General features: G+C 42.3%; 8 protein-coding genes, 1 tRNA gene and 1 pseudogene. 3 read left to right on the top strand and 7 right to left on the bottom strand.

The genetic code is table 11. From position 1 onward, the window contains the following. Nucleotides 1-62: 62 nt before the first annotated feature. The 3 genes from AC4E92_RS08140 to AC4E92_RS08130 are packed head-to-tail and all read right to left on the bottom strand — an operon-like array spanning nt 63 to nt 4,093. The gene (locus AC4E92_RS08140; protein WP_490240091.1) at nt 63-1,925 is read right to left on the bottom strand and encodes an ABC transporter ATP-binding protein; all 1,863 of its coding nucleotides are present in this window, start codon (nt 1,923-1,925) and stop codon (nt 63-65) included. Then, a complete protein-coding gene (locus AC4E92_RS08135) occupies nt 1,915-3,660 on the bottom strand; it encodes an ABC transporter ATP-binding protein (protein WP_490240090.1) in 1,746 nt (581 codons plus the stop codon). Before AC4E92_RS08135 ends, AC4E92_RS08140 begins: the two co-directional genes overlap by 11 nt. Beyond that, nucleotides 3,653-4,093, bottom strand: a complete 441-nt coding sequence (locus AC4E92_RS08130) for a MarR family winged helix-turn-helix transcriptional regulator (RefSeq protein WP_490240089.1) — start codon at nt 4,091-4,093, stop codon at nt 3,653-3,655. The genes AC4E92_RS08135 and AC4E92_RS08130 overlap by 8 nt, the downstream gene beginning before the upstream one ends. A gap of 121 nt (nt 4,094-4,214) precedes the next feature. Here AC4E92_RS08130 and AC4E92_RS08125 point away from each other — a divergent pair, with 121 nt between their 5' ends. Beyond that, on the top strand, nt 4,215-5,462 hold the full coding sequence (locus AC4E92_RS08125) for an iron-containing alcohol dehydrogenase (RefSeq protein WP_490240137.1): 1,248 nt from the start codon (nt 4,215-4,217) through the stop codon (nt 5,460-5,462). Between the two features lie 95 nt (nt 5,463-5,557). Then, a complete protein-coding gene (locus tag AC4E92_RS08120; RefSeq protein ID WP_490240088.1) occupies nt 5,558-7,318 on the top strand; it encodes an NAD+ synthase in 1,761 nt (586 codons plus the stop codon). Between the two features lie 14 nt (nt 7,319-7,332). Here the strand turns inward: AC4E92_RS08120 and AC4E92_RS08115 are convergent, their stop codons facing one another. From AC4E92_RS08115 to AC4E92_RS08105, 3 genes are read right to left on the bottom strand one after another with little or no spacing between them, the layout of a single operon-like run. Further along, complete coding sequence (locus AC4E92_RS08115; protein ID WP_490240087.1) at nt 7,333-8,664, bottom strand: TldD/PmbA family protein; 1,332 nt, start codon at nt 8,662-8,664, stop codon at nt 7,333-7,335. After that, entirely contained in the window at nt 8,661-10,106 is a 1,446-nt protein-coding gene (locus AC4E92_RS08110; protein WP_490240086.1) for a TldD/PmbA family protein, read from the bottom strand. The genes AC4E92_RS08115 and AC4E92_RS08110 overlap by 4 nt, the downstream gene beginning before the upstream one ends. A 36-nt stretch (nt 10,107-10,142) precedes the next feature. Next, nucleotides 10,143-10,319, bottom strand: coding sequence for a hypothetical protein (locus AC4E92_RS08105; RefSeq protein ID WP_490240085.1), 177 nt, complete (start codon nt 10,317-10,319; stop codon nt 10,143-10,145). Nucleotides 10,320-10,383: 64 nt separating this feature from the next. Between AC4E92_RS08105 and AC4E92_RS08100 the strand changes: the two genes are divergently transcribed. Further along, nucleotides 10,384-10,459 (top strand) — tRNA-Met (locus tag AC4E92_RS08100). A gap of 798 nt (nt 10,460-11,257) precedes the next feature. On the opposite strand, the pseudogene AC4E92_RS08095 reads toward AC4E92_RS08100, so the two are convergent. Continuing rightward, nucleotides 11,258-11,448, bottom strand: a pseudogene (locus AC4E92_RS08095) (RNA-guided endonuclease IscB); the annotation flags it as partial.

The following is an 11,448-nucleotide window of genomic DNA, read 5'->3' as shown; positions in this document are numbered from 1 at the left end:
ATTCAGAATTTTATCACTTTCTTTTTTGCCGCTGTTTTTCTTTAAGGTTAATTTGACAAATTTTACGCATCGACCAGTGCTCCCAAAAATTGACTTTTATACAATTGTGCGTAGAAGCCTTCTTTTTGCAGAAGTTCTTTGTGCGTGCCTTTTTCTATGATCTTACCTTCATTCATCACCAGAATCAAGTCGGCATTTCTTATCGTTGAGAGTCTATGAGCTATGATGAAGCTGGTTCTGTTTTTCATCAGATCATCCATGGCTTTTTGAATGTAGATTTCAGTGAGCGTGTCGACGTTGCTCGTTGCCTCATCCAGTATCAGAATATCTGGATCTGCCAGGAATGCCCTTGCGATGGTTATGAGCTGTTTTTCACCGTAGGATATATTTGTTGCCTCTTCGTTTATCACTGTTTCATATCCATCGGGCAGAGCCATGATGAAATGGTGTGCCTGAGCCATCTGCGAAGCTTTTATTATCTCTTCCTCTGTTGCGTTTTCTTTACCATACGCAATGTTTTCTTTTATCGTGCCGTTGAACAACCATGTATCCTGCAAAACCATTCCAAAACATTTTCTCAGATTGTTTTTGTGAATATCCCTTATGTCTATACCGTCTAATTTGATGCTTCCCTTCTGTATCTCGTAGAATCTCATCAAAAGATTCACAAGTGTGGTTTTTCCGGCACCTGTCGGACCAACTATGGCTATTCTCTGTCCGCTTTTGACTTCTATGTTCAGATCTTCTATCAATGGTTTTTCTGGTACATAGCTGAAATAAACGTTTTGGAATTTGATATCTCCTTTTACTTTTTCAACCTTTACCGCATCTGGTTTTTCTGGAGCTTCTTCCAGTTCGTCGAGTACTTCAAAAACCCTTTCGGCTGCAGCAATGGTGGATTGAATCAAATTGGCTATGTTGGAGATCTGAACAATCGGCTGTGTGAACTGCTGTGAGTACTGTATGAACGCCTGAACATCTCCTATGGTTATAGCCCTTTTTGTGACGAGAATTCCGCCTACCACGGAGACTATCACATATCCAAGGTTTCCTATGAATCTCATCAACGGCATTATCATACCGGACAAAAACTGTGCTTTATAGCTTGCGTTATAAAGCTGGTTGTTGATTTTTTCGAACTTCTCGATCGATTCCTTTTCCCTCAAAAAAGCCTTGATAACCACATGACCGCCGTAAACTTCTTCGGTATGACCGCTGAGTTCACCCAGGTGCTTTTGCTGTTTGATGAAATATCTCTGAGAATATTTTGCAATTATCACGGTCGCTATTATGCTCAGTGGCAGGGTGAGAATAGTCACGCCGGTTAAAAGCGGACTTATTGTTAACATCATCACCGTGACACCGACTATCGATACAATACCTGAGACGAACTGGACCAGACTCTGCTGGAGAGTATTGCTTATAAGATCAACATCGTTTATCACGCGGCTGAGTATCTCACCGTGAGTCCTTGAATCGTAGAATTTCAACGGCAGTCTTGCCAGTTTTTCGGATATATCTTTTCTCATTTTCATGACGATTTTCTGTGAAACACCAGCCATTATATACTGCTGGATGTAGTTGAGCAGGGCACTGATTATGTATAAAATGCTCACCTGAATCAGAATCTTTGCGACATAGGAAAAGTTTATTCCGGCATTTGGCAGGCGGAACATCTTAGCCATGATTCCCCTGAAGATCTCAGTTGTGGCTTTGCCGAGTATTTTTGGCGCAAAAATGGTCAAGACGGTTGCAGTTATGGTAATGGCAAGAACGATGATGATGGCAACTAAATAAGGTCTTAAATACGCTATGAGTCTTTTGAGAGTGCCTTTGAAATCTTTTGCCTTTTCTGCAGGTCTTGCGAACATCGGTCCCTGCGGTCCTGGTCTGCGCATGGGTGAAGGTCTGTTCTCATTTGCCATTGAGTTCACCTCCAACTGCTTCTTCTTCTGAGATCTGTGATAGCACTATATCCCTGTAAACCTCATTTGTCTGCATGAGTTCTCTGTGAGTTCCTATTCCGCGTATTTTTCCGTCTTTTAAAACGATGATCTGATCTGCGTGCATTATTGTTGCGACCCTCTGTGCGACGATGATCACAGTGGAGTCTTTTGTCTCTTTGAACAGCCTTGTTCTGACGCGTGCATCTGTTTTGAAATCGAGTGCGGAAAAGGTATCGTCAAAAAGATAGATTTTTGGTTTTGCCGCGATGGCACGCGCTATTGAGATTCTCTGTTTCTGTCCTCCTGATAGATTTGTTCCACCCTGTGCGATAAGTGTGTTCAGACCTTCGGGCATCTTTTGTGCAAATTCGTTGACCTGTGCTATTTCAGCGGCGTTGAATATATCTTCATTTGTAAGCTCTTCTCTGCCGAATCTTATGTTTTCTGCTATGGTTCCAGAAAAGATGATCGCTTTTTGTGGAGCATAGCCTATCATGCTGCGCAGTTTTTGCAAAGGAATTTTCCGCACATCTACACCGTCTATCTTTACACTACCCTGTGTGGCGTCGTAAAACCTGAGAATCAGATTCAGCATGGTCGTTTTTCCCGAACCTGTACTGCCGATAATGGCGGTTACTTTTCCGGGTTCAGCTTTGAACGAAATGTTCTCCAGAGCATTTTCTTTGGCACCCGGATACTGAAATGTCACATTTTCAAATTCAACTACACCTTTCCCGACAGGTATGACGGGCTCTTGCGGTTCGTGTACGGTTGGTTCTGTTTGCAGGACTTCAACGACTCTCTGTGCCGAAACAGAGGCACGTGGCAGAAATACGAAGATCACTGAGATCATCACAAAAGAGAAGAGTATCTGCATGACATACTGCATAACCGCCATCATCGAACCGACCTGCAGTTTTCCAAGGTCTATCTGTTTTGCACCAAACCAGATCAGTGCGATAACTGTGAAGTTCATTATGATCATCATGATCGGAAAGATAATCGCACCTATTCTGTTTACCTTCAGCGCGGTTTGAGTCAGATCTTCATTTGCCTGCTCGAATCTGTTCTTTTCATAGTTTTCTTTGTTGAAAGCCCTTATGACTCTGATGCCTGTAACTCTTTCTCTGAGAACCAAATTCAATCTGTCCACCTTTTTCTGCATACTCTTGAACAGCGGCATAGTTTTGCTGAAAATGAAATACATTGCGACCAGGGCAATCGGTACTGTGACGAGCAGGATCATCGTGAGCTTTGCGTCTTTCGAGACTGCCATGATTATACTGCCTATTGCAACTACTGGCGCTCTTATTACCATTCTCTGTATCATGACCAGCGCCTGTTGTATCTGAGTTATGTCGTTTGTTGTTCTGGTGATCAAAGATGCTGTGCTGAATTTGTCGATTTCAGTCAGTGAAAAGCTCTGAATCTTTTTGAAAAGGTCGTCTCTCAAATCTCTGCCGGCTGCCATAGCGGCTTTTGCGGATGTGAAACTCATCAGAATTATTGCCAGAACCTGAATCAGAGATACAAGCAACATCTTGCCACCAGTTTGCCATATATAATCGACGTTGCCTCTTGCTATACCTTTGTCCACGATCTGAGACATCAAATCCGGTAAGTAGAGAGTTACATAAGAATCGACGATCACCAGCAGAACAGTTACAATCACCAGCCAGGTATAGGGTTTGAGATATCTGAAAACCTTAGTCATGACACCACTCCTTTGTATGTCTTTTGAAATTTGCAATCACATGATCTAAAAGCCTCATGAGTTCTTTTTTCTCATCTTCAGAAAGACCTTCTGTGGCAATTTGTTCAATTCTCTGTGCCTGTTCTTTCAAAAATTCACAGTTGTTTTTTCCTTTTTCTGTCAGATAAACGTGCTGCACTCTTTTGTCATTCTCATCCTGATCTTTTCGTATCAAGCCAGCCTTTTCCATACGCTTGAGCATGATGGCAACAGTTGCGGCGCGTATATTGAGCTTGCGGGCAATTTCGTTTTGAGTGATACCCTCATTTTTTTCAATGAGTATGAGCATCGGTGGCTGACCGGGATGGACCTGCCTTTTTTCCAGTTCCTCCTGCATGAGCCGAAAATGTAGTCTCTGGATTATGAAAAACCTTTTCAAAAGACTGTCATACATAAAATACCTCCAATCTTTTTACGTCTAACTATTAGACGTCTATATATTACTACCGTGGAAGATGCCAGTCAATCACTTTTCAAAAAAGAAACAAACGCGGTTGTATAATGAAACATAGGTGATGTGGTTGATAGATTTTCTTAGTAGGACCATCAGGTGTAGCTGTGGCAGAACTCATGAAGTTCCAGCAATAGAAATAGTTTATAGCCAGAACCTGTCAGAAAGGCTGACAGATTTTTTTGATAATGCCATCTTCATAGCAGATCAGAACACCGCTTTGCTTGCCATAGTTCCCGCTGAAAGGACATTTGTTCTGAAAGATCCGCACAGAGTCATAGCCACAATGGAGAATGTTCAGAAGGTGCTGGATTTTTTGAAAGATAAGAATTGTCAGGATATAGTATCTATTGGATCTGGCAGTTTAACGGATATTACAAGATATTCGGCATATCTCTCTAAGATCGATTTTTCCTGTTTTCCAACGGCTCCTTCTGTTGACGCCTATACCTCATCTGTGGCTCCATTGATCATCAAAGGTGTGAAAAAAACTCTGAATGCCGGCATTCCAAAAAAGGTCCTGATCGATCCTGATGTACTTGTGAACTCACCCGCTGATCTTCTAAAAGCCGGAATAGGAGATATTTCATCAAAAATCACCGCAAGGCTTGACTGGATTTTGTCGAATTTTCTCACGGGCGAATATATCTGCGATTTTGTGTGGGACAATATGAAAGATCTTTTGAAAGCTGTTATGGTCGATGTAAAAAAAATCCTCCACAGAGACAGATCGAGTGTACTGAATCTGATGAAGGTTCAACTGATATCCGGTCTGAACATAACCATTGTGGGTAATTCAAGACCAGCTTCAGGGGCAGAACATCTGATTTCTCATGTGATGGAAATGTATCAGGAATGCAGGGGACAGTTACCATTGTTTCACGGACTTCAGGTTGCCATGGGAACTTATATAACTCTGAAGGCGTATAAAGCGTTTTTAGAAGATCTTCATTTTTCAGAAAATCAAATTCCCATGAAAGATAGAGAAAATCTGCTGATATCCTTTTTTGGACAGCAGATTGCCAAAGATTTTCAAAAAACATATCTTGGCAAAAAAAGAGCGCAGAAGATTGATATAAAAGGCGTCAAAAAACTACTTGAATCACTCTATTTGCAGTATTATGATCTTGTGGAAACCTCTTTGATCGATATGGGGATAAAGGAGCTTTTCACAGAATATGATGGGGATTTTATAAAAAATGCCGTTGTCATTTCGACTATGATAAGAGACCGGTACACTATTCTTGACCTGTTTGATCAGCTTGGTATTCTTGGCGATTTTTGCGATTGGTTTGTAGAACAGTTGCAATGAAGATCAACTATGAATTAAAACAGGCAAAAATCTCTGGCACATTTATCCAGCCTCTAAAGGTTGGAAAATCTGTGTGCCGTTGGTGAGGTGAAAAGATGAGCAGGCTGAGAATAGCACTTGCACAGATAAACACAGTTGTAGGTGATATAGAAGGCAATGCAAAAAAGATCATTGAGAAAATCGAGCTGGCAAAGCAAATGGGTGCCGATATAGTCGCATTTCCCGAGCTTGCGTTGACAGGGTATCCACCTGAAGATTTGCTTTTCAAGCCTCACTTTGTCTCTAAGAATGTCCAGATGGTCGGTGAACTGGCAAAGTATGTCACAAAGTCGCTTGTTGCGGTCGTCGGGTTTGTTGACAGAGACAGCGATATATACAACGCGGCTGCCGTACTTCACGATGGAAAAATCGCCGCTGTTTATCACAAAAACTATCTGCCAAATTACGGTGCTTTTGATGAATTTCGATACTTTCAGCGCGGCGACAGAGCGCTTGTTTTAGTACTTGGTGATGTTCGTGTTGGCATCACGATCTGTGAAGATATCTGGTATCCTGGAGGTCCTGCACGACTTGAGGCGCTTGTTGGTGATGCGCAAGTTCTGGTAAATATCTCTTCCTCACCGTACCATTCTGGCAAATTAAGCTGGAGAGAACGGATGCTTTCTGTTCGCGCAAATGACAACCTTGCAGTTGTCGCGTATGTGAATCTGGTCGGAGGTCAGGATGAACTCGTCTTCGATGGAGCAAGTTTGGTTATAAACGAACAGGGTGAGGTGCTTGCCAGGGCAAAACAATTCCAGGAAGACTTTTTAATAGCAGACCTTGACCTGAACAACATTGAAAGGTCCAGACTGCGCGATCCGCGTCGAAGGCAGGACAAAAAAGCACTTGAGCAGGATGACTTTGAAAAAGTTCAGGTTGTGAAACTTGATTTTGAAAAAACAGAGCAAAAGCCTTTTATCGAGCAGCGTATAGAAGAACACTTAGAACCTGTGGCGGAAGTTTACAATGCGTTGGTTGTCGGGACACGTGATTATCTCAGAAAAAACAAGATAACCGATGTTGTGGTTGGATTGAGCGGCGGTATGGACAGTTCTCTTGTTTGCTGCATAGCTGTGGATGCAATTGGACCAGAGCATGTGACCGGCGTTTTGATGCCGGGTCCATACTCTTCAGATCACAGCCTTGAAGATGCACGTGCACTAGCCCAGAATCTTTCGATCAGGTACATGATCATACCCATAAACGACATTTTTCAAAGCTTTTTGAACACCTTGAAACCTGTGTTCAAAGACCTTGCTTTTGATGTCACCGAAGAAAATCTGCAGGCACGCATTCGCGGAATGATACTTATGGCTCTTTCGAACAAATTCGGCTGGCTCGTGCTGACAACTGGAAATAAAAGCGAGAGCAGTACGGGTTACTGTACACTTTACGGCGACACGGCCGGTGGGTTTGCGGTCATAAAAGATGTTTATAAAACCTTTGTTTATGAACTGGCTGAGTATGTGAACAGAAAAGCAAAAAGAGAAATCATACCGCGCCGCGTTTTTGTTAAAGCGCCGAGCGCTGAGCTCAGACCAAATCAAACCGACCAGGACAAACTGCCGCCGTATCCACTGCTCGATTCCATACTCAAAGCTTATGTTGAACAGGATCAGAGTGTGGCAGAGATTGTTTCAATGGGATACGACGAGTCTGTCGTTCGAAAGGTTGCCTGGATGGTTGATAGCAGTGAATACAAGCGCCGCCAGCTTCCTTTAGGACCGAAAATAACACACCGTGCCTTTGGTAAGGACAGACGTCTTCCAATAACAAATTACTTCAGAGAATGGGAAAACAAATTGGGCGACTGAAGTCGCCCAATTTTTTAAGCGGTTTTAGAAGTGAAGTTGAAATTGTTGACCTTGATAAACGGTGCTATTGCCGGGAAATATTCGCCGCTGGTTGATTCTGTTTCCTGTGAAATTGCCTCGATGTTCTGTGTGAATTCAAAAAATTTCACATTGAATCTCATGTTTTTGATAGCCCTTGTGAGCTGACCGTTTTCGATCAAAAATGTGCCATCTCGTGTCATTCCCGTGAACATCGCTTCGTAAGGATCCACGATATTCATGTAGTGAAATCTGTTTATGTATATACCTTTTTTGGTATCTGAGATGATCTTTTCAACGGGCGTGCTTCCACCTTCGATTACAAGGTTTGCGGCTATCGCAAAATCAAGATCCTCAAGTGAGAATGTATGACCTGTTGGTTTTTTGCCAAATCTCAAAGCGGCACCGTGTGAGTACAGTACATTTTTAAATGTGCCGTTTTCTATTATTGGTGTTTTTTCGCGTTTTTTCCCGCACATATCGTAGACCAGCGGCACCTGCATCCTGTGAGTTGGATCGTCGTAAACGTTGAGACTGTCAGGTCCGATCTTTTGTCCCAGAAATCTCACTGAAGGACTCATCTTGAGTTCATGCATGTATCCGTTTGTGCACAGATAGGTGAAGTAGAAAAACAGCTCACTGACCGCTTCTGGTCCAAGCACAACTGTATAAAGCCCGGGATCAATCTCCACAGGATTGTTCGATTTTTTTGCAAATTCAATTGCTCTACCGATCTTTTTTTCAACCTCAAGGTCTTTATAACCACGAGCCGTCGAAGAAACATATCCGCTGCCAGAGTTGCTCAGCGCTACAAAGTTGAAACTGGCACTCGAATAAGCCTGGTATATGAACATGCCATTTGATGATATGACGGCACTCTCAAAGATGTTGTCGCTTACATATCCAAAAGCCTGAACATCTTTGCCGGATGCTTTGACAATCTCATCAAAAATTCTGGCTCTGTCCTGGGCTGAAGCATTTCTCACAGAATCACAGATATTTTCAACTGGATATCCGATAGAGACCTCTGGAAGTTTGAACTCGTAATCCAAAGGAGTTGAATTTTCCAGCATCTGTTCGAGCCTTTTTCTTGTTTCTTTCAGACCATTTATGGAAAGATCGTTGGTAGTGGCGATAGCCACTTTGTTGTCCTTTGTGGCAAGGACGCTCACAGAACTTTTTTTCTCAGAGACATTCTGGTGAATCTCGCTGTTGGCAAATCTGGTTAAAGCTCCCTCGCTGTTTGAAACAACACTCAAAAATTTCAACCCAACAAAATGTTCATTCATCAATCTGAAAAGATTTCTGTAGAAGTTTTCTGTCTTCATCGCTTAACACCTACCTTCACTTTTCTAAACCTTGCCGGTGCTGTCCCGTGTCCCACGTACATTACCTGCATTGGCTGACCTTTACCACAGTTTGGAACGCCCCATACATGCCAGAAGTTCTCATTTGCAACTCCGTCGCATTTGTTCCAGAATTTTGGTGTTATGTCAAAATACACTGGATTTTTGAAAATTCTTCCCGTTAGCTTGCCGTTTTTAATCTCGTAGGCGATCTCTGTGGCAAACTGGAAATTCAACCTCAGATCGTCTATGGACCAGCTTTTATTTGTGTCCAGCAAAAAGCCATAATCTATACCGGCTATGAGTTCGTCCAGAGTGAATTTACCGGGCAGCAGGTTTATGTTTGTCATTCTTATTATGGGAAGATGAGACCAGCTGTCTGCCCTTGCGGCACCGTTAGATCTCAAACCAAGTTCTGCCGCAGTTTCCCTGTTCATCAAATAACCAACAAACAGACCGTCTTTGACTATGAAAGTTTTCTGTGCCTGTACCCCTTCGTCGTCATAACCAAAACTTCCAAGTCCACCGGGAATTGTCGCGTCTGCGGTTATTGTGACGTGTTCGCTTCCGTATTTCAAAGTATTGAGTTTGCTGATATCCAGAAAACTACCACCTGCAAAACTCAGTTCAGATCCCATTACTCTATCAAGTTCAACCGGATGACCGCAGGATTCGTGTACCTGCAGTGCAAGCTGGTTACCGCTGATGATTATGTCGTATTCTTTTGGTTCGATCTCTGGAGCTCTGACAAGTTCAACAACTTCTTTTGCAATCTTCGGTGCATGTTCAACCAGATTCATCTGCTCTACAAATTCCCAGCCCCTTGTCGCGTGATCTCCTCCAAAGCTCGCCGGATAGGATCTTATTTGAAAACCATCTTCTGTGACTGCCTGAGCTGTGATACCTGCCCCGGAAACAATGATATGCTGTTCAATGACAGAACCGTCTGTACTCATAAAGAGTTTGTTGATCTTTCTGAAAAGCATCGAGCCGGTTGAGCGTGCCACGCCTTCAACTTCTTTTGCCTTCAAAGTCGCAGTTTTTAGAATTTCGATTTTTTCTTTGTCTGAAATTTCAAACGGATCTTTTTGATACGGTGAGCTGAAACTATCTTTGTGCACCGGCTCTGGAGCCAATCTCACCTGTTTTTTCGCCCTCATGTTCGAAGTCTGAGCGATTTCGAGTGCCTGATTTGCAATCTTTTCCAAGGCAGATTCTCCCCGCTCATCGCTTGCAGCAAACCCCCAGCCGTTCTCAAACAGAACCCTTATTCCTGTACCCGAGTTGAAGTTGCTTGTGATTGCTTTGAGTACTCCGTTTTCGACGTTGATCTCCTGATTGAGATGTTCTTCGTACCTCACATCTGCGTACCTTACACCTTTTGAACTCAGAAAATGCAGAATCTTCTGTAATTTTTCCTGCACGATCTGACCTCCTTTCGTCAATCAGAAAGCAGGGAATCAATCCCTGCTTTCCTCGTTCGCTTCAATTATATCTTTTATTGCTCTTTCTATGTTTTCTGTACTGACTTTCTGACCGGTGCTGAGAACAATCAGAGCGGCTTTTATTACCAGAATACGTGGATAGCGCTTGAGCAGTTTCTTGATCGGATCGAGTTTCATCACGTCGGCTTTCAATTTGACCACCATCCTAAAAGTCCTTGACACTCTCAAGGACAGGATGTATAATCTTTTCTGCTGCGGGCTCGTAGCTCAGTAGGTAGAGCGCCCGGCTCATAACCGGGTGGTCGGGGGTTCGAAGCCTCCCGAGCCCACCAAAGGGAGCTTTTGCTCCCTTTTATTTTAACACAAGCTTTTGATTTTGTAAAGTTAAGTGGTCTTCAAAACCTTACAGTGCAGTGAATTTTTTCAGCCAAATAAACGTCAACAAAACTGTTTGGGCAATGGAAATAGAGTCTGATGCCTTATCTGATCTGATTTTTCAAAATCAGATGAAATTGTGCTTGTGAATGTCGCTTTTGATGTGCAAAGACATCGTTATTTTAACGTTTCTGCTCTCTGTGAAAGGCTTTGGCTCAACTGTTAGTTTTATACATTTCGTATAATATATAATGGGAGGCGCCAACCGGGATCCTGGTAAAAGGTAGGACGTATATTGGGATAGGTCTAATGTTTTTGAAGAAGAAGAAGTTTTTGGTTTGGTTTTGATATCTTGTATGGGTAAATATGATTGGAAAAAGGATTTAGAGTATGGTTTATGAGTTGTTCTGAGTCTATCAAAAAGCTGGTATAACTGGTACAAGGATTTACAGCAGTTTTTGAAAAATGGTTTTTGAATCTGTATAAAAGCTTTTGAAAAAATAATTCACACACCTTATTTTTTTATAAAAAGCGAAGTTTTTCAATCTGATAGGTTTGAAAAAATTTCAACTTCACGATAAGATAACATTTTTGAACAAAAAGAGGGCGAAAGCCCTCTTTTTTTATTTTTCAATTCACCAGCTTGGCTAATTCACTGGCTTGAGCGTGAAAGATTTTTGAGTTCATAGCTGTGTTTTGCTTTTTTGAGCTCTTCTTTCAAGCTGAAAAAGACGGTAGGTTCATCAACATTCAGTTTAGGATACTCCATCTTCTGCAAGATGAAGAATGTGCTGTTCCCTCCTTTCTAACATCAATGTTTTTGCTTTCTCTAAAAGCCGTAAGTTTGTCCATTTTACCGACGAATGTATCTTCTCACCAGCCAAAGTCCTTATGTCAAAATATCCTGTACTCCTTAACCCATAAACTATTCCAACCTGTCCGTTAT

It is taken from the genome of Pseudothermotoga sp. (assembly GCF_031962025.1).
In the GTDB taxonomy this organism is placed as follows: Bacteria; Thermotogota; Thermotogae; order Thermotogales; family DSM-5069; genus Pseudothermotoga_B.
This window is presented reverse-complemented; position numbering and strand designations above follow the sequence as displayed.

Excerpts from the sequence above, each read along its gene's own strand:
- AC4E92_RS08140 (WP_490240091.1), bottom strand. The coding sequence starts at position 1,925 with ATGGCAAATGAGAACAGACCTTCACCCATGCGCAGACCAGGACCGCAG.
- AC4E92_RS08135 (WP_490240090.1), bottom strand. The coding sequence starts at position 3,660 with ATGACTAAGGTTTTCAGATATCTCAAACCCTATACCTGGCTGGTGATT.
- AC4E92_RS08130 (WP_490240089.1), bottom strand. The coding sequence starts at position 4,093 with ATGTATGACAGTCTTTTGAAAAGGTTTTTCATAATCCAGAGACTACAT.
- AC4E92_RS08125 (WP_490240137.1), top strand. The coding sequence starts at position 4,215 with ATGTGGTTGATAGATTTTCTTAGTAGGACCATCAGGTGTAGCTGTGGC.
- AC4E92_RS08120 (WP_490240088.1), top strand. The coding sequence starts at position 5,558 with ATGAGCAGGCTGAGAATAGCACTTGCACAGATAAACACAGTTGTAGGT.
- AC4E92_RS08115 (WP_490240087.1), bottom strand. The coding sequence starts at position 8,664 with ATGAAGACAGAAAACTTCTACAGAAATCTTTTCAGATTGATGAATGAA.